Origin of the sequence: Cyanobium sp. ATX-6F1, from assembly GCF_047395825.1 — a bacterium.
In the GTDB taxonomy this organism is placed as follows: domain Bacteria; phylum Cyanobacteriota; class Cyanobacteriia; order PCC-6307; family Cyanobiaceae; genus ATX-6F1.
This window is the reverse complement of record NZ_JBCEBF010000001.1, coordinates 472,752-497,470: the sequence shown is the minus strand read 5'-3', so window position 1 is coordinate 497,470 and position 24,719 is coordinate 472,752. Positions and strand designations below refer to the sequence as shown.

Genomic DNA, 24,719 nt, shown 5'->3' with positions numbered 1-24,719 from the left:
CAAAGATTAGGCAGCGCCCACTCGGGCTCCGATCAGCTCCGCCACCGCCCGCCGCAAGGGCCCACTCACCTCCGGTGGATGGATCAGCCAGGCCAGCTCCACCGGCAGGGTGAGGCTTGCCACCTGGGGGAGAGCTGCTCGATCGCCTGTAGATCGGTGCCGTTCCAGAGCCGAAGGCCCCCTTTATAGGGGTCGTAGCCGCGGGTTTGCCGTTGCTGCAGCCCGCAGCAGAGTTCGGGGTCCTGGCCATCCACGGAGCTCAAATGTCCTGCCAGGGCCAGCATTTCCAGCCGCTCTGAGCTGCTCAACCGGCTGACGTCAGTGGCCTTGAGCAGCTCCCGATCCAGCAGGCGGCGGCACACCTGCGCCAGCTCCGGAGGTCCCTCCTCACGCCAGCGCATCAGGTGGTAGCCGGTGCGGACGTCGTCGTTGGCCAGGAAGGTGCCCAGGTCCAGATCCTCAGGGCTCCAGAGCCAGCGGGCCATCACCTGATCGGCCTCCACGGCCTTCGGTCCCAGCCGGCGCGCCAGGCTGATGGCCAGATCCAGCAGCCAGTTGCAGACCACGTTCAAGCGGTGGTTGTAGACGCTGCGGTACATCAGGTTGCGCACCAGCAGGTAGTGCTCCACGGCCATCAACCCTTTGGGGTGCAGGGCCAGCGCGCCGTCGGGGGAAATGGTGAGGGCGGCCAGGATTCGCTCGAGATCCAGCCGGCCGTAGCTGGTGCCCGTGCTGTAGCTGTCCCTGAGCAGGTAATCGAGGCGGTCGCAGTCCAGCTGGCTGCTCACCAGCGCCTTGATCGCCGGGTGGGAGTAGTGGCCGTGCTCGAGCAGGTCGGCCACGGCGTCGGCACTGCCGGGGGCGAAAGCGTCGAGGGGATCCCTGAGGGAGGGATGGCTGCGGATCAGGCTTCCTGACCATTCCTCGTGGTGCATTCCGAACATTTCCTCGCCGGAATGGCTCAGGGGCCCATGGCCCACGTCGTGGAGCAGGGCCGCCGCCAGCAGCACCCCAGCGTGCTGCTCGAGGCTGGGGTCCAAGCGGCTCAGATTGGCCAGGGCCAATCGCGCCAGGTGCAGCACCCCCAGGGAATGGGTGGAAGCGGCTGGATTCGGCGCCGTGGAAGGTGAGGAAGGCCGGCCCCAGCTGACGGATGCGGCGCAGCCGCTGGAAAGGGGCGGTGTCGATCAGCCGGATGGCGAGGGCCTCGGCAGGACGTTCCCCATCCAGGCAGATGGCCCCATGCAGGGGGTCGTGGTAGGTCCGGCGTGTCATGGCTGCCCGGCGGCGCTGCCGAGTCGCTGAATCAGCAGGCGTTCGGCCTCCTCCAGCCAGGTGTCCCCGGGAGCTCCGGGGTTGAGCGGTTCAGGTTTGGCCAGGGGCCGGTCCGGTTCGATACCCAGATTCTGGATGTCCCGTCCGCTCGGGGTCTGGTAGCGGGCCACCGTCACCGCCAGGCCGCTGCCGTCCCCCAGGGGAATCAGGGTTTGGATCAGGCCTTTGCCGAAGGTGCGGCTCCCCAGCAGCTCTGAGCGGCCGTCGTCCTGGAGGGCGCCGGCCAGGATCTCGCTGGCGCTGGCGGTGCCCCCGTTCACCAGGGTGAGCATCGGTCCCCCGAAAAGCTGGCCTGGACCCGCCTGCTGGGGCATCCCCAGGCCGTCCCGGTCCATCGTCTCCACGATCGGCTGGTTGTCCAGCAGGCCATTGGCCACGGCCAGCCCGGCAGACACCAGTCCCCCGGAGTTGTTGCGCAGATCGAGGATCAGCCCCTCCATCCCCGCGGCCTCCAGGGCCTCGATCGCTGCCTGGAACGAGCCGGGCACCGTTTCGCTGAACTGACTCAGGCGCAGGTAGCCCAGCCGGTGCGCGCCTTCCTCCAGCAGGCGAGAACGCACCGGCTGCAGGTCCACCCGCTGGCGCTCGAGGGTCACATCGCGCAGGAGGCCTTCCGGGCTGACCAGGCTCAGGTGCACCTCACTGCCCTCTGGACCCCGAAGGGCGGCGGCTGTGGCCTCCAGCCCCAGGTCGCTCGCGGCCTGACCCTCGATGGCCAACACCTGGCTGCCGCTTGAGATACCCGCCCGTTGGGCTGGAGATCCCTCCAGTGGCGCCACCACGACGATGGAGCCTTCCTCGTCAGCGAGGGCCAATTGAAGCCCGACGCCGGTCACGGTGCCTTCGGTGTTCGAGCGCAGGGTGGCGAAGTCGGCGGGCCGCAGCAGCCGGGTGTAGGGATCTCCCAAGGGTTCGAGCATCGACTCGATCGCGGCGTAGGCGTCCTCGCTGCTGAGGATCGGCCGCTCGAGCGCCTTCTGGCGGAGTCGCCGCCATCTGACCTGATCGAAGCGGCTTGGATCGACGAAGCTCTGGTTCACCAGGCTCCAGCTGGCCACTACCAGCTCCTGGACATCGCTGAGGGCCAGGGCCGGCCCGGCCCGCAGCAGCAGTGGGCTCAGGACGAGTGCCGTGCTCACGAGCAGGGCCAGCAGCCCCTTGTGCGCGGAAAAGGCCCCTGTTGCAATCGGTTGAGTTTCCCGGTGGCGGGGGCGCTTGGCGTTCACGGGCGCTCCAGGTGGATCGGTAGACTCTCGCAACACCAGCCCCCCGCTGCATGGCGAATTCCTCACCTGCCGCAAAGTCCTCGCCGATCTACGACTGGTTCGAGGAGCGTCTGGAGATCCAGGAGATCGCAGACGATATTTCCTCCAAGTACGTCCCCCTCACGTCAATATCTTTTATTGCCTGGGCGGCATCACCCTGGTCTGCTTCCTGATCCAGTTCGCCACTGGATTTGCGATGACCTTCTATTACCGGCCCACCGTGGCTGAGGCCTACAGCTCCGTCCAATACCTCATGACGGACGTCAGCTTCGGCTGGCTGATCCGTTCGGTGCATCGCTGGAGCGCCAGCATGATGGTGCTGATGCTCATCCTGCACGTCTTCCGCGTGTACCTCACCGGTGGATTCAAGCGCCCTCGCGAACTCACCTGGGTGACGGGCGTGATCATGGCCGTGATCACCGTCTCCTTTGGCGTCACCGGTTATTCCCTGCCCTGGGATCAGGTGGGCTATTGGGCGGTCAGCATCGTTTCAGGTGTTCCCGCGGCCCTGCCTGTGGTGGGTGACTTCATGGTCGAACTGCTGCGGGGTGGTGAAAGCGTCGGCCAATCCACCCTGACCCGCTTCTACAGCCTGCACACCTTCGTGATGCCTTGGCTTCTGGCGGTGTTCATGCTCCTGCACTTCCTGATGATCAGGAAGCAGGGCATTTCCGGACCCCTCTGAGCCAACCATCAAGGTCCAAGGTTTTAGTTCTTTTCATCGCTTCAGCCACCGTTCCCCATCACCAGTCCATCCCATGCACATCCTCAAGAAGCCGGATCTCTCTGACCCCAAGCTGCGGGCCAAGCTGGCCAAGGGCATGGGACACAACTATTACGGTGAACCCGCCTGGCCAAACGATCTCCTCTACATCTTCCCGGTGGTGATCCTGGGAACCATCGCCTGTGTGGTGGGCCTTTCGGTACTTGATCCAGCCATGCTTGGCGACAAGGCCAACCCCTTCGCCACTCCCCTGGAAATTCTGCCCGAGTGGTACCTCTACCCGGTGTTCCAGATCCTGCGCGTGGTGCCCAACAAGCTGCTGGGCATCGCCCTGCAGACCATGATCCCCCTGGGTTTGATGCTGATCCCCTTCATCGAGAGCTTTAACAAGTTCTCCAATCCGTTCCGCCGCCCGGTGGCCATGGCGGCCTTCCTGTTTGGCACGGTGTTCACCATTTACCTAGGCATTGGCGCCGCCCTTCCGATCGATAAGTCACTCACCCTCGGGCTGTTCTGATCTCCGTCAGCGGAGCAGCCACGTCCAGTTGACCTCTCAAGCCGCTGCCATGGGTAGCGGCTTTTTTCGTTCCCGGCGGGCGCTCCCCGGGATCGTCTCCTTCGCTGCCGTTCAGAGCTCTTCAAGGTTGATCAGAGTGACGTCTTCGGGACGGATCCGCAGCAGGTGGTGCAGCAGCAGGAAGCCCACAATGGTCCAGGTCTGGTAGGTGCGCGATTGTGCCCCCACCCAGGTGCCTGTGGGGCCGTCGAAGTACTCCGCCCACTGTTGACGTGGCAGCTGGTTGAGGTGCGACCAGTAGCACTCCTCGAGCATGGCTTTCATCTGACCCATCAGCAGGACGTCGGCCTGGGGGTGTTGCCGTTCGTGCAGCAGGATCGCGCTGCCCATGTACCAGAGCAGGCTCGGCCAGTGGCCGCCATTGTGGTAACTCCAGGGCCAGTTTTTGGGATCGGCACCAGTCTTGTTGGCCCATTCACCGTTCTCCATCGGTGGGTGGCAGATGCGCATGGGCATCTGGGCCATGAGGTGATGGCGGTTGTGCAGCACCAGCCGGAACAGGGCCCGCTGCTGGGGGGCGCCAGCACGCCGAACAGGCAGCCCAGGCTGTTGCCGAGGCTGTAGAAGCGGAAATCCGGCCGACCCGTACGCATGTTGCCGATCAGGTAGCCGCCCCTGTTCTCCAGCCAGTCCTGAAGCCAGTCAGGGATCACCTGGGGCTGGACGTTGAATTCGTTCTCGTGCTGGTGGTCTCCGTACTGCTCGGTGGGCCGGCGCCTGAGCACCTGCATGGTCTTGCTGGTGACCCAGTAGTGCTTGAGCAGGTAGATGCGCAGGTCCTGCTGCCATTGGCGTGTCAGCGTCAACCTTTGCTCGAGCAGCCGGCTCTTGCTGCCCTGCTGGCAGAGTTCCATGAGACGGCAACAACTGCGTAGGCATCCAAACAGGAGCACCTCCACCTCCAGGGGGCTCCCCACACGTCCATCGGACGATCAATCATGAAGGCGCAGTCTGGTACGAACAGCACCGGCGTCCCCTCGAAGCTGGGATGCAGAACAAGATCCAGCAAAAGCTGAACCCCCTCTGCACCTTCTGGCTCGCCCCGAACTCCCAGTCCTTGCTGCGGCGCACGTAGAGCCAGCAAAGCACCGGCCACCAGAGGCTGGCATCCACCGAGGTGATCCGCCCGATCGATCGCTGGCCATAGTCCGCGATCAGCTCGCCGTTCTGCTCAATGAAGCTGGTGGGGAACACCCCCGTGTCTGGTACGCGCTGCTCTGGAGATCGAGGCAGAGGTCCAGAAAGTTGCGCACGATTTCAAAGCGCCCCTGCGTCAACAGGTAGATCATCACGGGCACGTTGTCCCGCAGAAAGATCTCGCCGTAGTTGAGTTCCTGGTGGTTGCGGGGATGCTCCAGGGCCGCCACTGATCCGGCCAGCTCGCCGCGTACCCGAATCAGCGTGCGCTCGAAGTGCTCCCGGGCCCGTTGCACCACCGCCTCTTCCTTCGAGCTGGGCCGAACGCGCAGCTGTTCTTGGCTGAAACTCCTGGCCACGCACATCCCCCCGGGCGAATGCCCTGTCTCCAAAACCTAGGCATGGCAAGGGGTGTGGGCGGCGACTTGGGGGCTTTGTTCAAGACTTCTATGGGCTTGATGGTGGCTAGCTGACTCCTGTGATACAGTTTTGGACTGCGCACCACCGAGAGGCGGAGCGCGGAGCCGAAAGCAGCGGATGGCGAGAGCCGATCGATGTTGTAGGTTGAAAAGGCGGTTGAGAGACCGCCGAACCGGAAGCCCTGAGAGGGGCGAACGGAGCACCTGGACAACCAAAAAAGTTTAGGAACTGACGCTTTTGCTGCGTCATGTCTGCTTTGAACTGAAGGCGCTGATCCGTTTGGGTTGAGCGCTAAGGGGAGGAGCAAGATGTGGCCGAATAGCAGCAAAGGTGTGAGGTCCCGTCAAAAAACAAACTAGCGACGGGAGCTGGAATGGAAGATTAATTGATGTGTTTTCACGGACGCAGCGGTTGATAGAAGAAAACCACCCAGTGACTGTTGCGACCGGATCTGAGATCTGGAAAGTCATTTTACCAGTGAGAGCAAAGCGCAAGTTTTGGGATTGATGGTGAGATGCGCTCTCGAACCCTTTTTAAAAAGGAGGCCAATCACTAAAAGTAGTACGCCAGTGCTGCATTTTAGGGATCAGGCAACACATGTTGAGAATTGCGCGAGCAGTTTAAAAGGATATGTGACTACAACGGAGAGTTTGATCCTGGCTCAGGATGAACGCTGGCGGCGTGCTTAACACATGCAAGTCGAACGAACCTTCGGGTTAGTGGCGGACGGGTGAGTAACGCGTGAGAATCTGCCCTCAGGAGGGGGATAACGGCTGGAAACGGCCGCTAATACCCCATATGCCGAGAGGTGAAATGAATTTCGCCTGAGGATGAGCTCGCGTCTGATTAGCTAGTTGGTGAGGTAATGGCTCACCAAGGCTTCGATCAGTAGCTGGTCTGAGAGGACGATCAGCCACACTGGGACTGAGACACGGCCCAGACTCCTACGGGAGGCAGCAGTGGGGAATTTTCCGCAATGGGCGAAAGCCTGACGGAGCAACGCCGCGTGAGGGATGAAGGCCTCTGGGCTGTAAACCTCTTTTCTCAAGGAAGAAGAACTGACGGTACTTGAGGAATAAGCCACGGCTAATTCCGTGCCAGCAGCCGCGGTAATACGGGAGTGGCAAGCGTTATCCGGAATTATTGGGCGTAAAGCGTCCGCAGGCGGCCTTGAAAGTCTGTCGTTAAAGCGTGGGGCTCAACTCCATTTCAGCGATGGAAACTACAAGGCTCGAGTGTGGTAGGGGCAGAGGGAATTCCCGGTGTAGCGGTGAAATGCGTAGATATCGGGAAGAACACCAGTGGCGAAGGCGCTCTGCTGGGCCATAACTGACGCTCATGGACGAAAGCTAGGGGAGCGAAAGGGATTAGATACCCCTGTAGTCCTAGCCGTAAACGATGAACACTAGGTGTCGGGAGAATTATCCCTCTCGGTGTCGTAGCTAACGCGTTAAGTGTTCCGCCTGGGGAGTACGCACGCAAGTGTGAAACTCAAAGGAATTGACGGGGGCCCGCACAAGCGGTGGAGTATGTGGTTTAATTCGATGCAACGCGAAGAACCTTACCAGGGTTTGACATCCTGCGAATCCCTTGGAAACGAGGGAGTGCCTTCGGGAGCGCAGTGACAGGTGGTGCATGGCTGTCGTCAGCTCGTGTCGTGAGATGTTGGGTTAAGTCCCGCAACGAGCGCAACCCACGTCTTTAGTTGCCAGCATTCAGTTGGGCACTCTAGAGAGACCGCCGGTGATAAACCGGAGGAAGGTGTGGATGACGTCAAGTCATCATGCCCCTTACATCCTGGGCTACACACGTACTACAATGCTACGGACAAAGGGCAGCAAACTCGCGAGAGCTAGCAAATCCCATAAACCGTGGCTCAGTTCAGATCGTAGGCTGCAACTCGCCTACGTGAAGGAGGAATCGCTAGTAATCGCAGGTCAGCATACTGCGGTGAATACGTTCCCGGGCCTTGTACACACCGCCCGTCACACCATGGAAGTTGGCCATGCCCGAAGTCATTACTCCAACCCGTAAGGGAGGAGGATGCCGAAGGTGGGGCTGATGACTGGGGTGAAGTCGTAACAAGGTAGCCGTACCGGAAGGTGCGGCTGGATCACCTCCTAACAGGGATACAATACAAATTTCTAGTCCAGACATTTTTGTAGCTGGCTAGGGATTCTGTCATCTCGATGGATAATCGGTACCTCAACTGAGGAGAGGATAAAAATCAGTGTCAACGAAAGTTGAGATTAATTTGAGATCCTTTAATTCAGATCTCAGTTCCTAAACTTTGTCTAGGTCACACCCCACAGAGGATTCTCCTGGGCCATTAGCTCAGGTGGTTAGAGCGCACCCCTGATAAGGGTGAGGTCCCTGGTTCAAGTCCAGGATGGCCCATTCGTGTTTGGGGGTTTAGCTCAGTTGGTAGAGCGCCTGCTTTGCAAGCAGGATGTCAGCGGTTCGAGTCCGCTAACCTCCACTGACCAACCCTTCCAAACAACGGGAGGTTTACTCTGTGTGTGATTGACTTTAGATTTGATCCGCTGCCTGCGGATTCCAGCTTCATTTCATTCCCATTGATCAGCCGATCAATAGCTTATCCAGCTGCCAATCATTGGCCTGCTTGATTGCCATGGGTTGAAACGACGCTGGGCTCCTTAACGAGTTCAGCAGAACCTTGACAACTGCATAGGAAAGTCTGTTAATTAAGCATCTCATAGATGCCTGACATTAACGTTCAAGCTTTGGTTTGATCCAGGCAATCACTGAGAGGTGATGGCTTGAGTTGAGCCGGGGTTTTGAGGCGTCAATGAGCAGGAAAATTCTTGAGCAAGAGCCGAGACTCCGCATCATTCCTCAAATGTCGCCGAGACAGGAGGGGTCTGATTCCTTGTTTCATACCACTAGAAGAACGCTGACATCAAGGCCAATCGAAAGATGCGCCAAGAAAAAAGCCAAGCTCTAGCCGGTGAAACTGGAAGAATCTGCTTACAACAGCAGCAATGTGATGTGGAGGTTAATTGGTCAAGCTACAAAGGGCTCACGGTGGATACCTTGGCACACAGAGGCGATGAAGGACGTAGTTACCTGCGATAAGTCTCGGGGAGCTGGAAACACGCTTTGATCCGGGAATTTCCGAATGGGGCAACCCCTAGAACGGTCCGCTGAATCTATAGGCGGACGCGAGCCAACCCAGCGAACTGAAACATCTTAGTAGCTGGAGGAAAGGAAAGTAAAAAACGACTCCCTCAGTAGCGGCGAGCGAACGGGGACGAGCCTAAACCGATGGTTTCGACCATCGGGGTTGTGGGACAGCAACGTGGACCAGGGAAGTTAGAGGAAGCGTTTGAATGGCGCGCCATAGAGGGTGAAAGCCCCGTACTCGAAAATGGAACTGGCCTAGCTGTATCCCGAGTAGCACGGAGCACGTGGAATTCCGTGTGAATCAGCGAGGACCACCTCGTAAGGCTAAGTACTCCTGTGTGACCGATAGCGCAACAGTACCGCGAGGGAAAGGTGAAAAGAACCCCGGGAGGGGAGTGAAATAGAACATGAAACCGTGAGCTTACAAGCAATGGGAGCCCGACTGATCGGGTGACCGTGTGCCTGTTGAAGAATGAGCCGGCGACTTATAGGCACTGGCAGGTTAAACCGGGAATGGTGGAGCCATAGCGAAAGCGAGTCTGAATAGGGCGATCGTCAGTGTTTATAGACCCGAACCCGGGTGATCTAACCATGGCCAGGATGAAGCTTGGGTAACACCAAGTGGAGGTCCGAACCGACTGATGTTGAAAAATCAGCGGATGAGCTGTGGTTAGGGGTGAAATGCCAATCGAACCCGGAGCTAGCTGGTTCTCCCCGAAATACGTTGAGGCGTAGCGTCTAGTGCTCCAGCAGGGGGTAAAGCCACCGTTTCGGTGCGGGCTGCGAGAGCGGTACCAAATCGATACGAACTCTGAATACCCTGTGTGTAACTAGGCAGTCAGACTGTGGGGGATAAGCTCCATGGTCGAAAGGGAAACAGCCCAGACCGCCAGCTAAGGTCCCCAAATCAATGCTAAGTGATAAAGGAGGTGGGATTGCCCAGACAACCAGGAGGTTTGCCTAGAAGCAGCCATCCTCAAAGGAGTGCGTAATAGCTCACTGGTCGAGCGATCCTGCGCCGAAAATGAACGGGGCTAAGCATTGTACCGAAGCTGCGGATTAATTTGTTCTTTGGAACAGATCAATGGTAGGGGAGCGTTCCATGTGGGGTGAAGCGTTAGCGTAAGCGGGCGTGGACTGCATGGAAGTGAGAATGTCGGCTTGAGTAGCGAAAACATGGGTGAGAATCCCATGCCCCGAAACCCTAAGGGTTCCTCCGGCAGGCTCGTCCGCGGAGGGTTAGTCAGGACCTAAGGCGAGGCCGAAAGGCGTAGTCGATGGACAACAGGTCAACATTCCTGTACCTGTCATGTTTTGGGAAGGGGGACGGAGAAGGCTAGCCCAGCCAGATGTTGGTTACTGGTTCAAGCGTTCGAGGCGTTGAGAAGTGGCGAAAACACTTTGAGCTGAGGCGTGAGTACGAGCTTCTACGGAAGCGAAGTGGGTGATGTCATGCTTCCAAGAAAAGCCCTATACCCGTTAAGGCATGATGGCCTGTACCCGAAACCGACACAGGTGGGGTGGTAGAGAATACCGAGGGGCGCGAGGTAACTCTCTCTAAGGAACTCGGCAAAATGGCTCCGTAACTTCGGGAGAAGGAGTGCCACCGCAAGGTGGTCGCAGTGAAGAGGCCCAGGCGACTGTTTACCAAAAACACAGGTCTCCGCTAAGTCGCAAGACGACGTATGGGGGCTGACGCCTGCCCAGTGCCGGAAGGTTAAGGAAGCTGGTCAGCGAAAGCGAAGCTAGCGACTGAAGCCCCGGTGAACGGCGGCCGTAACTATAACGGTCCTAAGGTAGCGAAATTCCTTGTCGGGTAAGTTCCGACCCGCACGAAAGGCGTAACGATCTGGGCGCTGTCTCGGAGAGAGGCTCGGCGAAATAGAATTGTCTGTGAAGATGCGGACTACGTGCACCCGGACAGAAAGACCCTATGAAGCTTTACTGTAGCTTGGTATTGTGCCCGGGCTCGCAATGCGCAGGATAGGTGGGAGGCATTGATCATCAGCTTGTGGGTTGATGTGAGCCAACGGTGAGATACCACTCTTTGCGAGCTAGGGTTCTAACCCTCATCCGTTATCCGGAGAGGGGACAGTATCAGGTGGGCAGTTTGACTGGGGCGGTCGCCTCCTAAAAGGTAACGGAGGCGCGCAAAGGTTTGCTCAGGCTGGTTGGAAATCAGCCGACGAGTGCAAAAGCAGAAGCAAGCTTGACTGTGAGACCAACAAGTCGAACAGGGGGAAACCCGGCTTTAGTGATCCGACGGTTCTGAGTGGAAGGGCCGTCGCTCAACGGATAAAAGTTACTCTAGGGATAACAGGCTGATCTCCCCCAAGAGTTCACATCGACGGGGAGGTTTGGCACCTCGATGTCGGCTCATCGCAACCTGGGGCTGAAGTCGGTCCCAAGGGTTGGGCTGTTCGCCCATTAAAGCGGTACGCGAGCTGGGTTCAGAACGTCGTGAGACAGTTCGGTCCATATCCGGTGCATGCGCAAGAACATTGACAGGAGTTCTCCCTAGTACGAGAGGACCGGGAGGAACGCACCTCTGGTGTACCAGTTATCGTGCCAACGGTAAACGCTGGGTAGCCATGTGCGGAGAGGATAACCGCTGAAAGCATCTAAGTGGGAAGCCCACCTGAAGATGAGTGTTCTCATGGCTTAAGCCAGTAAGGTCACGGGAAGAACACCCGTTGATAGGCTCTACGTGGAAGCTTGGTAACAGGTGAAGCGGAGGAGTACTAATAGACCGAGGGCTTGACCAACGCTCGACTCTTGCACAGAAGGTGTGAGATGTTTGATGACAGACAACTGAATGACAGGTCTGGTTTTGTGAATGCAAGCCGGATGAGTTGATCAGTTCCTATGCAGTTCTCAGGGTTTTCCTGAGGATGAAAGACCAGGTCTGGAGACAGACCTATCCTGGTGTTCATGGCGCCGTGGAACCACTCCGATCCATCTCGAACTCGGTTGTGAAACGCGGCAGCGGCGAAGATAGTTGGAGGGTAGCTTCCTGCAAAAATAGCTCAATGCCAGGTAAAACTTTCATCCAATACCATCAGCTCAAGCTGCCGATCATCCGAGAGGAGTGAGTGGCGCGAGTGAGATGGAGAGAAGGCCACCCGAAGGGGTGGCTTTCTTGTGTCTGGAGATTCTGTGCCTCGTACGCGAGCACCCATTGAGAGATCTGATCGGGTGGCGCTGTTTATGTTATGGCTGGAGTATTCCCAGGCGTCCCGTTCGGTTCACTTAATTAATGACAATTTGATCAAAGTGAGTGATCCTGGCGAAGCCTTCATTGTCCCGTGCTGGGTTCCCTGGGCGGTCACTGAAAAGTGCCTTCATGCCGGCTGATTGGGCCGCTTCCAGTTCAGCAATGGAATCACTGATGAACAGGGTTTGATTGGGATCAACTTCCATTTCAGCGGCGATAAGTTTGTAGCTATCCATTGCCTGTTTAGGGCCCGTGCGCGTGTCGAACCAGTGGCCGAACAGATCCCTCAGGTCCCCCTCTGTTGTGTGTCCATAGAGCAATTGTTGGGCGGTCACGGACCCCGATGAGTAGACCGCCAGGTTGACTCCAGCCATGGCCCATGCCCTCAGGGCCGGGGGCACATCGCTGTAGAGAGGCGCCAGCAGTTCGCCGTTTTCATAGCCGCACTCCCAGATCAGCCCTTGCAATTGCTTCAGTGGTGGGAGCTTGCGGTCTTGATCGATGAGCCATCCCAGATAGGCCACCAGCTGGGCATGGGAGTCCAGATCAACTCCGATCGCCCTTGCTTCCGGGTCGATGGCTCTGGCCTGTTCCGCCTCATCGAGGAGGCCTCGGACGGGCTCTTCGTGACGGTGGCGCTCCAGATACTCCGCCAGATGGTTTCGGGCATAGGGGAAGAGTGTTTCTGCCACAAAGCTCACCGGACAGGTGGTTCCCTCGATATCAAGCAACAGATGGGTGATGGGGGCCATGGAGAGATCCTGGGTCGTCGTCAATGGCTGGGATTGGGCAGGCGATTGAGCCCATCCAGTAACAGTTGCCTCCAGTGTTGCTCCAGCAGGAATTCCAGGATTTCCAAGTGGCGTCGGGCGCTGAACAGCGCATCTCCCCAGGCGTACAGCCCATGGCCAGCGATCAACAGCCCCTGGGGCGCATCGGCCAGCAGGGGAGCGGCCCGAACACTCAGCCGCCTCAGGTCCTGGTCGTTGGCGAGCACGGGCAGCCGCACTCGCGTGTCATGGCTGTGTATTCCTTTGAGCCCCTTGAGCATCTCCAATTGCTCGAGCACCACAGACCCATCGGCGCCGGAGGCTCCAGGGCTGTGGCGATCAGTTGCCAGGGCCCGGCGCGACAACAGTGTGGCGGCCTGGGAATGGGTGTGCAGCACGGCCCCAGCGCCCGAGCGCCGCACGATCTCCAGATGGAGGAGGGTCTCGGCGCTGGCGCGTCCATGGCCGCGTAGCACCTGTCCGTCGCCATCCACCACGATCAACGCCTCAGGGGCGACGGTTCCCTTGTCGACACCACTGGGGGCCATCAACAGCTGCAGCGGTTCACGCTGCAGCACACAGCTGAAGTTGCCGCCGGTGCCATCGCACCAGCCCCGCCGGTGGAGGGCCGCGATGGTGGAGCTCAGGTCTTCGGCGAGGTCGGCCGTCACGGCAGATGGGCACTGAACTCCCTTCTAGCCCACGGGCCTCGGCTCAGTGCTGGCAGCTGGGACACCAGTGGCTGCTGCGTCCCGCCAGCCGCTCCCGCGCAATGGGGGTGCCGCAACGGCGGCAGGGCTCGCCCGTGCGCCGGTAGACCCAGGCCTGCCCCCCATAGCTGCCGTTGGTTCCGGAGAGGTCGCGGAAGTCGCTGAAGGTGGTGCCGCCGGCCCCGATGCTGGTCTCGAGGATCTCCACCAGGGCCCGTTGCAGCCGCTCCAAACGGCGGGGGCCCACCCGTCCGGCCGCCGTGGCCGGTGCGATGCCGGCGGCGAACAGGGACTCATCGGCGTAGATGTTTCCCACACCGGCCACCAGGCTCTGATCCAGCAGGGCCGCCTTGATCGAGCGTTTGCTGCCCGCCAGCCGCTTCTGCAGATAGGAGCCATTGAAGTCCGGCCCGAAGGGTTCAGGCCCCAGCCGCCTCAGGCCGGTGATCACGGTGTCCGTCGCTGAGCCGGGGGCACCCACCACATTTCGCCGAAGCTGCGCAGGTCCACGAAGCGCAGCTCCTCGCCCCGGTCGTTCCAGAGGCGCACGCGGGTATGCCGGCATGGCTCCCGCGGCGTCTCGATCCAGAGGAACTGGCCGGTCATGCGAAGGTGCACCCCCCAGGTGCCCGCATTGGCCTCGCCTCGGTGCAACTCCGCCAGCAGGTACTTGCCCCGGCGGCTCCAGGCCCCCACCCGGCACCCCTCCAGGGCGGCGCGAAAGGCGCCCGGGTCTTTGGGGGCGGCGATCGCCCGCTCCCTGAGCACCTCCAAGCGATCGATGCGGAAGCCTTTCAGCTGGCGCTCAAGCCCCCGGCGCACGGTTTCGACTTCGGGCAATTCGGGCAAGGAAACTCCCCTTTCGCACAGCATGAAGAAATCCCTGATCCGGTGGGCGGATCAGGGATCAAGACATCGAATGGAGCGTTGCAGGCGGGCCGTTCGAGCCTTTGGGCTCAGGCCTTCACCAGCTCGCTTTCGGCGAAGTTGTTGGTGTTGATGCCGCCCTCTGAGCCGCTGTAGCCGCTGTAGTTCACCTTCTCAAAGCGCACCACCACGGGGTAGCGGATGCCGGAGGTGTCGATCGAAGCGACGGTGCCGACTTCGTTGAACCAGTAGGACTCAGGACGCTGGATGCGCACCTTGTCGCCGCGGGAGATCGCCATCGCTGCGTTGAGGAGGATGTTGCTGTCGAAGGGACCATACCCCTCCTTTTTGGTCAAGGTTGCGGGGCCGTCACGAAATGTCGCTGCCCATGGATCGCCCGTTTGTGTGCCATCGGCCCGGGCCCCCGTGGCACGATCGCCTCCGCTGAACTTCGTCTGTGCTGGAAGCCCCCTCCCTGACCCTGGATCTGCCTGATCCGGAGCGGGACGACATCAGCACCATGGAGTTCCTGGCCCGGCTGGAGGAGGCCTGGGCCGTGTGCGATCGCTTCGACCTGCAGACCGAGATCTGGCGCGGCCGGATCCTGCGGGCCGTGCGTGACCGGGAGAAGCGGGGCGGTGAGGGCCGGGGCACAGGCTTTCTGCAGTGGCTCAGGGAGCAGGAGATCAGCAAGACCCGTGCCTATGGGCTCATCCAGCTGGCCGATTCCGCCGACAGCCTGGTGGGGGATGGCCCCCTGGAGGAGGCCTGCGTCAACAATTTTTCCAAGCGAGCCTTCGTGGAGACGGCCCAGGCGGACCCCGAGGTGCAGCTGATGATCAGCGAGGCAGCCAATGAAGGGCAGCAGATCACCCGCAAGCAGGTGCGCCGGCTCACCGATGAGTTCACCGCGGCCACCAGTCCGCTGCTGCCGGAGGAGATCCGCCAGCGCACCCAGGAGAACCTGCTGCCCCCGCGGGTCGTCGCGCCCCTGGTGCGGGAACTGTCCAAATTGCCGGAGGCCCAACAGGACGACCTGAGGCGGGTGCTGCGGGATGAGCCGGAGTTGTCGCGGGTCAAGGATGTGACCAACACCGCCCGCTGGCTGAGCAAGGCGGCCGAGGCGGGGCTGGCGGTGCGGGCCTTCCAGCAGGGGGAACTGGACCTGGAGAAGGCGATGCAGGAGGCCCAGCGCCTCGATGCCTTGGGGTTGCTGGCGGATGCGGTGGGCCAGGCCCAGCAGTTGGAGAGCGCCGTGCTCAAGCTCCACACCAGCTGGCGGCGGCTGGGCGGCCTGCAGGAGCGTCTGTGGTTGGAGAGTGGCAGCAGCACGCCCCACCTGCGGGAGCTGCTCCAGGCCTTGGGGAGTCTCAGCGGCGCCACCCTGCGGGTGTCCCTCGGGGAGCTGGCCGGCGGCAAGCGGGTGCGGCTGCAGCTGGTGGAGGAGTCGCCCGACCAGCTGGAGGCGCCGCCCCTCACCTGAACCCCCTCTCCCCCAGATCTGGTGCCGGTTAGGTTCGGGCATCGCCAGGGGTGGGGTGGAGGTGCCATCGGGCGCAATGCGTGCGGATCCGTCTTTGACCGATCCTCCCTCGAGCGATCCCCTGCTGACGGCGCTCCAGGCCCATTTCGGCTGGGAGGACTTCCGGCCTGGCCAGCGGCCGGTGGTGGAGGCCCTCCTGCAGGGGCGCGACTGCCTGGCGGTGCTGCCCACAGGAGCCGGCAAGTCGCTCTGTTATCAGCTCCCGGCCCTGGTGCGGGAAGGGTTGGTGCTGGTGATCTCCCCCTGGTGGCCCTGATGGACGACCAGGTGCGCCACCTGCAGCGGATGGGCATCGCGGCGGCCTGTCTGCATGGCGGCCTCGATCTGCCGGCCCGTCGTCAGCTGATCACACGCCTGCGGGAGCGCAGGCTGCGCTTGCTGTATCTGGCCCCGGAGCGGCTCCAGGGGGAGGCCACCCGTCAGCTGCTGGAGGAGGTGCTGGAGCAGGGGCAGCTGGTGGCCCTGGCGGTGGATGAAGCCCACTGCATCAGCGCCTGGGGCCATGATTTTCGGCCCGATTACCGCCGGCTGGGGCAGCTGCGCCGCCTCTGCCCGGGGGTGCCTCTGGTGGCCCTCAGCGCCACGGCGGCCCCGCGCGTGCGCGCCGACATCATCCGCTTGCTCGAGCTGCGACGCCCCCTGATCCAGGTGCGCTCCGCCCGCCGCCCCAACCTGGCCTATGGCATGGCGCGGCGCCCCACCGATCCCCTTGAGCTGGTGATCGAGGCGGTGATCGCCGCCCGGGGGCGGTGTTGATCTATGCGCGCACGCGCCGCTCGGTGGGGCGCTGGGCCTCCCTGCTCACCGCCGCCGGCATCGAGGCGAGCCCATACCACGCGGGCATGGATCCGGAAAGCCGGCGCCTGGCCCTGACCCACTTCCAGGAGCACCCGGCGCCCGTGCTGGTGGCCACGGTGGCCTTCGGCATGGGGGTGGACCGCTCCGATGTGGGGCTGGTGCTGCACCTGGACCTCCCGGCGAGTCCGGAGGGGTATCTGCAGGAATCGGGCCGGGCCGGGCGTGATGGGCTCCCGGCCCGCTGCCTGGTGCTGTTCGATCCGGAGGATCGCGCCAGCCTGGGCTGGGCCATGCGGGCGGCGGGCCACCAGCTCAGCCCCGAGGCCCGCCAGCAGGAGCAGGTGCGGCTCGAGCTGGCCCAACGGCAGCTGCGGCGCATGGAGGCGGTGGCTGAGGGGGAGGAGTGCCGTGAGCAGGCCCTGTTGCTGGCGGTGGGGGAGTTGGTGCCCCCTGCGGCCGCTGCGATGCCTGCAGCGCCCGGCCCCAACGCCAACGCCAGGACTGGAGCGAGCAGGTGGGCCGGTTGCTGGGGCAGCTGGAGCAGCGGGACGGCGTGGGCCAACGGGGCCTGGGGGAGACCCTGGCCGGTGAGGGGGACTCCCTGAGGAGCGTTGGCGCTGGCTGGCCCGGCGCCTGATCCAGGAGGACCTGATCAGCGAGAGTGACGACGGTGCCCAGCGCCTCTGGCTGCGGCCGGCTGGCCGGCGCTATCTGCTCCAGCCCTGGCCCCTTCGCTGGGCGGCCTGAGGGGGTCAGAGCCCCTTGGCCCTGCAGAGGTCCTTCACCAGCTGCGACTCGAATTCGGTCTGGGGGGCATCCCAGGTTTTCCAGGCGCCGGACTGTCCGGTGGCGTTCAGCTTGCGGGCGGTGCAGTTGATCGCCAGGTAGAGAGGTTGCCCGTTGCTGTTGAGGCTGGGGGCCACGTAGCTGCCGCCCATGGGCTGCCAGTTGGCCCAGTCCACCTGCAGGGGGCCGTAGGTGCGCCAGTCGGGAGTGCTGGCCTTGGCCACGGCGCCGGGTTTGGCGGCTGCGCTGGCCGCCGTGGGATTGGGCCGGCTGGCGACGACCGGTCGGCTGGCGGTGGGTCGGCTGGAGGCGGCCACTGGGGCGGCGGTCGCCGGTTCGACGCTGGGCTTGGGCCGGGCCGTGGGCGACGGCTTGGGAGCTTCCGCACTGGCTGTCTCGACCGCCGCCTCGGGGGTGGGCCTGGGCCGGGGGCTGGGGCCGGTGCTGGTTTAACGGTGGTGGCGGGCTTGGTCGTGGCCACCGCTGGAGTCGGCTTGGGGGTGGGTTGCTTCTCCGCCGGGCTGGGCTTCGCCGCCACAGGGGCCGGCCTGGTGGCCGCCTTGCTGGCTGCGGCACTGCCGCCGGGCAGCTTCAAGCGGCTGCCGGCGGGGATGGAGTTCGGCTCCTTGATGTTGTTCAAGGCAATCAGGCGATCGATCGACACGCCATAGGCCTCTGCGATGTGAGACAGGGTTTCACCGGGCTGCACTTCGTGCTCCTTCGCCCCCTTGGCCACCGCCACGGGCTTGCTTCTGGCCTTGGCCGCGGCCGTTTTGGCCGCCCCAGGCACCACCAGTTGGCTGCCGGCCTGGAGGTCGTTGGCTGATTTGAGGTTGTTGAGCTGGATCAGACGGTCCACGGAGACGCCGTAACGATCGGCCAAGGCCGAAAGGGTGTCACCGGGTTGAACGGTGTAGGTGCCGCTCCCGCCAGGGGCGGCCTTGGCTCGGTTGGATCGGCCAGCGCCGGCCGCTCCTGGCACCACCAGTTGGCTGCCGGCCTGGAGGTCGTTGGCTGATTGGAGGCCATTGAGCTGCTTCAGCCGTTCCACCGAAATGCCGAAGCGCTCAGCGAGCTCCGAGAGGGTGTCCCCCGGCTTGACGGTGTAACCACCGCCCCCGCCACGGCCCGGCCGGGCCAGGCTGGTTCCGCCACCGCCGGGGACCACCAGCTTGCTGCCCGCCTGCAGGCTGTTGGCGTCCTTGAGGCCGTTGAGCTTGAGCAGGCGCTCCACCGTGACGCCGTAGCGCTCGGCGAGCTCGGAGAGGGTCTCACCGGGCTTGACCGTGTAGCTCCCAGCCAGGGCAGGCCAGGGCAGGAACAGGGCAAGGGCCAGGGCAGCAAGCGCTCGGCGCATGGAGATCGATCAGCTGGAGGAACCATAAGGACCTCCGCCCGTGGCGCCAGGGGGCCGTGGGCACGGGGCCCAGGCCAGCGATGGGCCGCGCTCAGCCCAGCAGCCGCTTCACCAGGCCCAGGCGCTCGCCGTAGGGGGCATAACGAAAGCGCAGATCCAGCCAGAAGGGCCGCCGCAGCACGCTGCGCCGGTGGGAGAAGGTCTCGAAGCCGGCCAGGCCGTGGTAACTGCCCATGCCGCTGTTCCCCACCCCGCCGAAGGGCAGATCGGGCACGCCCACCTGCATCACCACATCGTTGAAACAGACCCCACCGGAGCTGGTGCCCTGCAGCACCGCCTGCTGGGCTGCCGCGCTCTGGCTGAACAGGTAGAGCGCCAGGGGCTTGGGCTGACGCCGGATGTGCTCGATCGCCTCCTGCAGACCGCCCACGCTCAGCACCGGCAGCAGTGGACCAAACAGTTCGTCCTGCAGCAGTGGATCGGCCGGGTCATCCACCGCCAGCACGGTGGGGGCGATCCGCAGACCGGAGGGATCACACTGGCCCCCCGCCAGCACCTGGCCACGGCCTCTGGCCGCTTCCAGCAGGCCTGAGAGGCGCGAATACTGGGCCCGGTTCACGATCCGGGCCAGGTCGGGGGAAGCGAGCGGGTCGTCGCCATAGCTGCGCTGGATTTCTTCCTTCAGCTTCTCCACCAGGGCGGACCTCACGCTCTCCTCCACGAGCAGGTGGTTGGGCGCGATGCAGGTTTGCCCCGCATTCAGCCCCTTGCCCCACACCAACCGCCGCGCCGTGGTGGGCAGATCGGCATCGGCCAGCACGATCGCCGGGCTCCTTCCCCCCAATTCGAGCGTGACCGGCACAAGGTGCTCCGCGGCTGCGGCCATCACAAGCCGGCCCACCCGTTCGCCCCCGGTGAAGAAAATGTGATCGAAGGGCTCCTGCAGCAGGGCGGCGGCCACGCTGCCGTCCCCCTCCACCACCCGCACCACGGATGGATCGAAATGGAGCCCCACCAGCTCGGCGATCAGGGCGGAGGTGTGAGCTGCCTGCTCCGAGGGTTTGAGCACCGCGGTGTTGCCGGCCGCCAGGGCGCTCACCAGCGGCTGCAGCGTGAGTGAGAAGGGGTAGTTCCAGGGGCCGATGATCAGCACGCAGCCCAACGGCTCCAGGACCACCTCGGCCCGCCCCGGCCGCTGCGACAGGGGCAACGGCGCCCTGCGGGGGCCATCCAGCGACCTAGCTGGCGCTGGGCGAGCTTGAGTTCGCTGCGTACCGCGACCACTTCGAAGTAGGCCTCCAGCGGCGGCTTGCCCAGATCGGCCGCCAGGGCCGCAAGGATCGCGCCCTCGTGCTGATCGATCAGCTGCTCCAACCGCTCCAGCTGGCTCAGGCGCCAGGCCCGGGGGCGGGTGTGGCCGCCCTGCACGAGGCCCCGCAGGTTGGCCAGGGGCAGGCGCTGGGGCAGAGAGATGGTCATGGTCGCGGGCACTGGATCGCCCCAGCCTGACAAGGCTGCCGCCCCGCCGGGGCAAGACATCACCCCTGCCAGCTAGATCAGGTGGGCTGCCGTTGTCCTCGGGAAGCGGGGATCCGATCAAAAGCCCTTGACGAGATTTGAACTCGTGACCTCTCCCTTACCAAGGGAGTGCTCTACCACTGAGCTACAAGGGCATGTGGAAAGGTGGGCCGGGTTGGATTTGAACCAACGTAGGCAGAGCCAGCGGATTTACAGTCCGCCCCCATTAACCACTCGGGCACCGACCCGAACCACACCGCAAGAACTTACCAGCCGACCTTCCTGATGCAACTGCTGCTGCTGCACGGCCCCAACCTCAATCTCCTCGGTACGCGGGAGCCCCATCTGTACGGCCACCAGAGCCTTTCCCAGCTCGACGACGACCTGCGTCAGCGGGCCCGGGACCTGGGCGCGGAATTGGAGAGCTTCCAGAGCAACCACGAGGGTGAGCTGGTGGATCGGATCCACCGGGCCCGGGGGGCGAGTGACGGCATCGTGATCAACGCCGGCGCCTACACCCACACCTCGATCGCCCTGCGGGATGCCCTGTTGGGGGTGGCGATTCCCTTCGTGGAGGTGCACCTGAGCAACACCCACGCCCGGGAGCCCTTTCGCCACCATTCCACCCTGGCGGATCGGGCCATCGGTGTGATCGCGGGTTTTGGACCCCTCAGCTACCGGCTGGGGCTTGAGGGGTTGGTGGCCCACCTGCGCGCCCAGCCGTGAGCCCCAGCACCGCCCCGCTGGAAACGGTTCGCATCCGCTGGCTGACCCAGGCCAGTTCAGCCGCCTGGCTGGAGCAGGCCCTGGCCCATCCCGACCTGGTACTGATCGATCATGCCCATTGCGAGCGCAAGGCCGCCGGTGTGGCCCTGCAGCTGATGTTCCGCTACCCCTCCGACACGGAGCTGGCGGAGGCCCTGAGCCCGCTGGCGCGGGAGGAGCTGGAGCACTTCGAACGGGTGCTGGCCCTGCTGCAGCGCCGCGGCGTGGCCATGCGTCCCCTGGCCGCCCCTCCCTATGGCGCCTCCCTTTCGGCCCAGGTGCGGCGCCAGGAGCCGGAGCGGATGCTCGACAGTTTGCTGGTGGCCGGTCTGATCGAGGCCCGCAGCCACGAGCGCATGGCCCTGCTGGCGGCCCACAGCCCCGAACCTGAGCTGGCGGCGCTCTATGGCGAGTTGCTGGCCAGCGAGGCGCGTCACTTCGGTCTGTATTGGGTGCTCTGTGAGCGGCGCTGGCCGCGGCCCGAGTTGATCAAGCGGCTGGAGGAACTGGCGGCGTTCGAAGCGGGGCTGCTGGCGAGCCTGCACCTTGAGCCCCGCATGCACAGCTGATCCCGCAGCCCTCAGTCCAGAAGCGGATAGCTCTCGGCGATTGGATCGCCGGTGAAGACAGCCACCCAGCCCTCGGGGTTGTCGAACAAGCGGATGGCGCTGAAGCGGGGGCGCTGCCCATGTCGAACCAGTGGCGGGTGCCGGCGGGCACCCGCAGGAAATCCCCCTGCTCGCAGAGCACCTGGGCCACCTCGGCGCCGAGGTGCAGGCAGAACAGGCCGCGGCCCTCAACGAAGAAGCGGACCTCGTCTTCGGCGTGGGTGTGCTCGGAGAGGAACTTCTGGCGCAGGGCCACCCGGTCGGGGTGATCCGGGCTCAGGCGGATCGCATCCACGGTGGGGTAGGTGCCACTGGCCTGCACCCGGGCGATCTCCTCGGCGTAGGCGCTCAGCACGGCAGCGGCATCGGCCGCCTCTGGCAGCTCCGCTTGAACGGGCCAGCGATCGTAGCCGATGCCCCGTGCCGCCAGCAGCTCGGCGATCTGCTGGGGATCGCTGCTCTCCAGCAGGGGAGCGCCTGGCCTTTCGGCGCTGCTGGTTTCGGCGTAGAGGGTGAGGCGGCCCATGGGCAGAGAAGGCAGGGGTGCGGTGGGCCCGAGCCTAGAAAGAGAGCCCCTGGGGGCCGCGTGTGTTGGAGGAGTGGGGGGCAGAGACCCCGCCGCAGCCGGGGCTGACCCTGGTGGGGGTGGGGCCCGGCGATCCGGAGCTGCTCACGGTGGCGGCGGTGCGGGCGATCCGCGGGGCCGCTGTGGTGGCCTATCCGGTGGCCCGCCCGGCGGCCGAGGGCATGGCGGCCCGCATCGCCGCCCCCTGGATCGCCCCTGGCCAGCGGCGTCTGCCCCTGGTGTTCCCGATGGTGGAGGAGGCCGAACCCCGCCGGGTCGCCTGGCGCGCCGCCGCCCATGCCCTGGCCTCGGAGGTGGCGGCGGGCCATGCCGTGGTGCTGCTCTGTGAGGGGGATGTGTCGCTCTATGCCAGTGCCTCCTATGTGCTGCTGGCCCTGCGCCAGAGCCATCCGGGGCTGCCGCTGAAGCTGATTCCCGGGATCACGGCCGTGGCGGCGGCCGGGGCGGCGGGGACCTGGCCCCTGGCGCTGCAGCAGGAGCCGCTGCTGATCCGGCCGACCCCGGAAACGCCAGCTGAGCTGGCTCGGTTGCTGGATGAGGCGGCGAGCGCGGGGGCGGTGCTGGCGCTGCTCAAGCTGGGCCAGCGCTGGCCCTGGGTGCGGTCCCTGCTGGAGGAGCGGGGGCTGCTGGCGGCCAGCCTGTTCGCCTGCCGGCTGGGCTGGCCCGATCAACAGGTGTGTCCGGGCAATCAGTGGCCGGCGGAGGCGCAGCCCTACTTTTCGCTGGTGCTGGTGCGCCAGGGCTGGCCGACGGTGCTTCCCTAGATCCTGCAAACGGGCGAACGATGACGGCGATCGATTGGTTCAGCCTTCTGCACCCGGTGCTGATCATCCTGTTCGTCTACCCCGTGGTGGGGGCGACGATCCGGCTGGGGATCCTGGCGAGGGAGCGGCGGTTGAAGATCAACCCCCTGCCGCCCTCGGTAGGGGTGGAGCACGCTGAGCACGGCCGCTGGGTCGCCACCGGGGTGGTGGTGGCGGTTCTGGTGGCGCTGCTGTACTCCTTTTGAGCAAATTCCTCAACCCCTCCACACCCTTTGACGGCGGCGCTCCGCGCCTGGCCCTGTTGCTGCTGGTGAGCGCCGGCACCCTGGGGAGCCTGCTCGCCCTCTGGCGGGTGAAGAAGCCATGGCTGCGGGCCAGTTTCGCCCTGCTCACCTGGGCAGGCATCCTGGGGCTGGGAAGCCAGGGCGAGATCTGGCGCCTGTCCGACAACCCCCTCAGCGGTGCCTTCTGGAGTTCCCACTACTGGGCCGGGGTCTCGCTGGTGGGTTTGCTTCTGTTCGCCACGGCGGCAGAGCAGGACATCCTGCGCTCGCTGCGAATGCGGCGCCTGCATGTGACGGCCGGGGTGCTTTCGGCCGTGCTGCTGGCGGTGCTGGGGATCACCGGCACCCGCGATCTGCTGGAGATCCCGCTGAGCTGGCAGAAGCCGGTGATCTACGGCTGCAACTTCGAAGCCCGCACCTGCCCAGCCCCGCCCCCGGCCTCCGCAAAGCCGCCCGCCTAGACGCCCGCCAGATCGCCGGCGGCCCGCTCCAGCAGCGCGTCGGCCTGGGCTGGATCGGCGGCTCGCATCAGGGCGTGGCGCAGCTGGGCCGCGCCGGCGAAGCCCTGGCAGGTCCAGCCCATGTGCTTGCGGGCGATCAGCAGACCGTGGTCGCCCTTGGCCGCCACCAGGGCCCGCAGCTGCTCCTGGGCCAGGCGGATGCGTTCGGTGGCCCCCGGTGTGTGGGGCACGGGGCGCCCGCCCAGGGCGGCATCGATCTGGCCCACCAGCCAGGGGGCGCCCATGGTGCCTCGGCCCACCATCACCCCATCGGCGCCGGTTTCCAGCAGGCAGCGCAGGGCGTCCTCGGGGCCTTTGATGTCGCCGTTGGCGATCACCGGGATGGCCAGGGCGGCCTTCACCCGGGCGATCGCCCCCCAGTCGGCGGCACCCGCAAACCCCTGCTCGCGGGTGCGGCCGTGGAGTGTGAGCGCCTGGGCTCCGGCGTTCTCCAGGGCGCGGGCGAAGCCCACCGGATCGGCCGAATCGCCGCACCAGCCCAGGCGGGTTTTCACCGTCACCGGAACACTCACCGCGGCGCTGACTTGCTCAACGATGCGGCAGGCCAGCTCCGGATCACGGATCAGGCCGCTGCCGCCCCCTTGCGGGCGATCTTGCGCACCGGGCAGCCCATGTTGATGTCGATCAGAAAGGCACCGGCGGCCTCGGCTCGGCGGGCCGCCTCGGCCATGGCGCCGGGGCGGTGATCGAACAGCTGCACGCCGATCGGCCCCTCCTCTTCGCTGATCTCCTCGACCTTTTGGGAGCCGAAGCCCAGCTCCAGGCTGGTGGCGTTCACCATCTCGGTGAACAGCAGGGCGTCCGGGGCCCAGCGGCGCACCAGGGCGCGGAAGATGCGGTCGCTCACCCCGGCCAGGGGCGATTGCAGCACCCGGCAGGCCAGGCTGCGCGGCGTGCCCCGGCCCGGCAGCAGCAGGCCGCCGCGCGCCAGGGCCCGATCGGTCGGCTCGAGGTCGTGGAGCGCCAGGGGGCTCAAGGGACGCGGGGCGAAACAATGGAAGGCCATTCTCCCGCTGCCCCCTGCCG

Annotated in this window: 12 protein-coding genes, 4 tRNA genes, 3 rRNA genes and 8 pseudogenes; 14 read left to right on the top strand and 13 right to left on the bottom strand. The window is 64.1% G+C overall.

What is annotated here, in order from left to right; all coding sequences use genetic code 11:
- Nucleotides 1-6: 6 nt before the first annotated feature.
- A pseudogene (locus AAF143_RS03105) lies at nucleotides 7-1,275 on the bottom strand (HD domain-containing protein).
- Complete coding sequence (ctpZ, locus tag AAF143_RS03100; protein WP_409995655.1) at nucleotides 1,272-2,489, bottom strand: carboxyl-terminal processing protease CtpZ; 1,218 nt, start codon at nucleotides 2,487-2,489, stop codon at nucleotides 1,272-1,274. Before ctpZ ends, AAF143_RS03105 begins: the two are co-directional and overlap by 4 nt.
- Before the next feature lie 122 nt (nucleotides 2,490-2,611).
- On the opposite strand from ctpZ, the pseudogene petB reads away from it, so the two are divergent.
- Together petB and petD are read left to right on the top strand one after the other, a co-directional pair.
- Nucleotides 2,612-3,285, top strand: a pseudogene (gene petB, locus AAF143_RS03095) (cytochrome b6).
- 73 nt (nucleotides 3,286-3,358) lie between these two features.
- A complete protein-coding gene (gene petD / locus AAF143_RS03090; protein ID WP_255009409.1) occupies nucleotides 3,359-3,841 on the top strand; it encodes a cytochrome b6-f complex subunit IV in 483 nt (160 codons plus the stop codon).
- A 111-nt stretch (nucleotides 3,842-3,952) separates the two neighbouring features.
- On the opposite strand, the pseudogene AAF143_RS03085 reads toward petD, so the two are convergent.
- A pseudogene (locus AAF143_RS03085) lies at nucleotides 3,953-5,403 on the bottom strand (glycoside hydrolase 100 family protein).
- Between the two features lie 693 nt (nucleotides 5,404-6,096).
- Between AAF143_RS03085 and AAF143_RS03080 the strand changes: the two are divergent.
- From AAF143_RS03080 to rrf, 5 genes are all read left to right on the top strand, one after another.
- A 16S ribosomal RNA gene (locus tag AAF143_RS03080) occupies nucleotides 6,097-7,582 on the top strand.
- A 199-nt stretch (nucleotides 7,583-7,781) separates the two neighbouring features.
- Nucleotides 7,782-7,855: transfer RNA gene (locus AAF143_RS03075), tRNA-Ile, on the top strand.
- 9 nt (nucleotides 7,856-7,864) lie between these two features.
- A tRNA-Ala gene (locus tag AAF143_RS03070) sits at nucleotides 7,865-7,937 on the top strand.
- Between the two features lie 543 nt (nucleotides 7,938-8,480).
- A 23S ribosomal RNA gene (locus AAF143_RS03065) occupies nucleotides 8,481-11,367 on the top strand.
- Between the two features lie 156 nt (nucleotides 11,368-11,523).
- Nucleotides 11,524-11,640: ribosomal RNA gene (gene rrf, locus AAF143_RS03060) — 5S ribosomal RNA — on the top strand.
- Together the 16S, 23S and 5S rRNA genes with 2 tRNA genes alongside form the textbook arrangement of a ribosomal RNA operon.
- 211 nt (nucleotides 11,641-11,851) lie before the next feature.
- Here rrf and mtnC read toward each other — a convergent pair.
- The 4 genes and pseudogenes from mtnC to AAF143_RS03040 form a co-directional block, all read right to left on the bottom strand.
- The gene (gene mtnC, locus AAF143_RS03055) at nucleotides 11,852-12,568 is read right to left on the bottom strand and encodes an acireductone synthase (RefSeq protein WP_255005765.1); all 717 of its coding nucleotides are present in this window, start codon (nucleotides 12,566-12,568) and stop codon (nucleotides 11,852-11,854) included.
- Nucleotides 12,569-12,588: 20 nt separating this feature from the next.
- Nucleotides 12,589-13,257, bottom strand: a complete 669-nt coding sequence (mtnB, locus tag AAF143_RS03050) for a methylthioribulose 1-phosphate dehydratase (protein ID WP_255005756.1) — start codon at nucleotides 13,255-13,257, stop codon at nucleotides 12,589-12,591.
- 43 nt (nucleotides 13,258-13,300) lie between these two features.
- A pseudogene (locus AAF143_RS03045) lies at nucleotides 13,301-14,145 on the bottom strand (DNA-formamidopyrimidine glycosylase).
- A gap of 107 nt (nucleotides 14,146-14,252) precedes the next feature.
- Nucleotides 14,253-14,462 (bottom strand): photosystem I reaction center subunit IV, encoded by a 210-nt coding sequence (locus AAF143_RS03040; RefSeq protein WP_255005751.1) that lies wholly within the window; start codon nucleotides 14,460-14,462, stop codon nucleotides 14,253-14,255.
- Nucleotides 14,463-14,620: 158 nt separating this feature from the next.
- On the opposite strand from AAF143_RS03040, the gene AAF143_RS03035 reads away from it, so the two are divergent.
- The gene (locus tag AAF143_RS03035) at nucleotides 14,621-15,646 is read left to right on the top strand and encodes a hypothetical protein (protein ID WP_255005749.1); all 1,026 of its coding nucleotides are present in this window, start codon (nucleotides 14,621-14,623) and stop codon (nucleotides 15,644-15,646) included.
- A 76-nt stretch (nucleotides 15,647-15,722) separates the two neighbouring features.
- A pseudogene (locus AAF143_RS03030) lies at nucleotides 15,723-17,251 on the top strand (RecQ family ATP-dependent DNA helicase).
- 106 nt (nucleotides 17,252-17,357) lie between these two features.
- Here the strand turns inward: AAF143_RS03030 and AAF143_RS03025 are convergent.
- From AAF143_RS03025 to AAF143_RS03010, 4 genes and pseudogenes are all read right to left on the bottom strand, one after another.
- The gene (locus tag AAF143_RS03025) at nucleotides 17,358-18,647 is read right to left on the bottom strand and encodes a LysM peptidoglycan-binding domain-containing protein (RefSeq protein ID WP_414026502.1); all 1,290 of its coding nucleotides are present in this window, start codon (nucleotides 18,645-18,647) and stop codon (nucleotides 17,358-17,360) included.
- 91 nt (nucleotides 18,648-18,738) lie between these two features.
- Nucleotides 18,739-20,126: pseudogene (locus AAF143_RS03020) on the bottom strand (aldehyde dehydrogenase family protein).
- 122 nt (nucleotides 20,127-20,248) lie between these two features.
- Nucleotides 20,249-20,320 (bottom strand) — tRNA-Thr (locus tag AAF143_RS03015).
- 11 nt (nucleotides 20,321-20,331) lie between these two features.
- Nucleotides 20,332-20,413 (bottom strand) — tRNA-Tyr (locus tag AAF143_RS03010).
- Nucleotides 20,414-20,450: 37 nt separating this feature from the next.
- On the opposite strand from AAF143_RS03010, the gene aroQ reads away from it, so the two are divergent.
- Together aroQ and AAF143_RS03000 are read left to right on the top strand one after the other, a co-directional pair.
- Nucleotides 20,451-20,891: a type II 3-dehydroquinate dehydratase gene (gene aroQ, locus AAF143_RS03005; RefSeq protein WP_255005743.1), complete on the top strand. Its 441-nt coding sequence runs from the start codon at nucleotides 20,451-20,453 to the stop codon at nucleotides 20,889-20,891.
- On the top strand, nucleotides 20,888-21,499 hold the full coding sequence (locus tag AAF143_RS03000) for a tRNA-(ms[2]io[6]A)-hydroxylase (RefSeq protein ID WP_255005741.1): 612 nt from the start codon (nucleotides 20,888-20,890) through the stop codon (nucleotides 21,497-21,499). Before aroQ ends, AAF143_RS03000 begins: the two co-directional genes overlap by 4 nt.
- Before the next feature lie 11 nt (nucleotides 21,500-21,510).
- Here AAF143_RS03000 and AAF143_RS02995 read toward each other — a convergent pair.
- Nucleotides 21,511-22,064: pseudogene (locus AAF143_RS02995) on the bottom strand (1,2-dihydroxy-3-keto-5-methylthiopentene dioxygenase).
- Nucleotides 22,065-22,177: 113 nt separating this feature from the next.
- Here AAF143_RS02995 and cobI point away from each other — a divergent pair.
- Genes cobI through AAF143_RS02980 form a run of 3 tightly spaced genes read left to right on the top strand, consistent with a single transcriptional unit; the run spans nucleotide 22,178 to nucleotide 23,633 of the window.
- Nucleotides 22,178-22,888: a precorrin-2 C(20)-methyltransferase gene (cobI, locus tag AAF143_RS02990; RefSeq protein WP_255005899.1), complete on the top strand. Its 711-nt coding sequence runs from the start codon at nucleotides 22,178-22,180 to the stop codon at nucleotides 22,886-22,888.
- Between the two features lie 20 nt (nucleotides 22,889-22,908).
- Nucleotides 22,909-23,133, top strand: a complete 225-nt coding sequence (locus tag AAF143_RS02985; protein WP_414026501.1) for a DUF4079 family protein — start codon at nucleotides 22,909-22,911, stop codon at nucleotides 23,131-23,133.
- Nucleotides 23,130-23,633, top strand: a complete 504-nt coding sequence (locus AAF143_RS02980; protein WP_414026500.1) for a DUF4079 domain-containing protein — start codon at nucleotides 23,130-23,132, stop codon at nucleotides 23,631-23,633. Before AAF143_RS02985 ends, AAF143_RS02980 begins: the two co-directional genes overlap by 4 nt.
- Here the strand turns inward: AAF143_RS02980 and dusB are convergent.
- A pseudogene (gene dusB / locus AAF143_RS02975) lies at nucleotides 23,630-24,699 on the bottom strand (tRNA dihydrouridine synthase DusB). The gene AAF143_RS02980 and the pseudogene dusB sit on opposite strands and share 4 nt — an antisense overlap.
- Nucleotides 24,700-24,719 lie beyond the last annotated feature (20 nt).

Excerpts from the sequence above, each read along its gene's own strand:
- aroQ (WP_255005743.1), top strand. The coding sequence starts at position 20,451 with ATGCAACTGCTGCTGCTGCACGGCCCCAACCTCAATCTCCTCGGTACG.
- mtnC (WP_255005765.1), bottom strand. The coding sequence starts at position 12,568 with ATGGCCCCCATCACCCATCTGTTGCTTGATATCGAGGGAACCACCTGT.
- AAF143_RS03025 (WP_414026502.1), bottom strand. The coding sequence starts at position 18,647 with ATGCGCCGAGCGCTTGCTGCCCTGGCCCTTGCCCTGTTCCTGCCCTGG.
- petD (WP_255009409.1), top strand. The coding sequence starts at position 3,359 with ATGCACATCCTCAAGAAGCCGGATCTCTCTGACCCCAAGCTGCGGGCC.
- AAF143_RS03040 (WP_255005751.1), bottom strand. The coding sequence starts at position 14,462 with ATGGCGATCTCCCGCGGCGACAAGGTGCGCATCCAGCGTCCTGAGTCC.
- AAF143_RS02985 (WP_414026501.1), top strand. The coding sequence starts at position 22,909 with ATGACGGCGATCGATTGGTTCAGCCTTCTGCACCCGGTGCTGATCATC.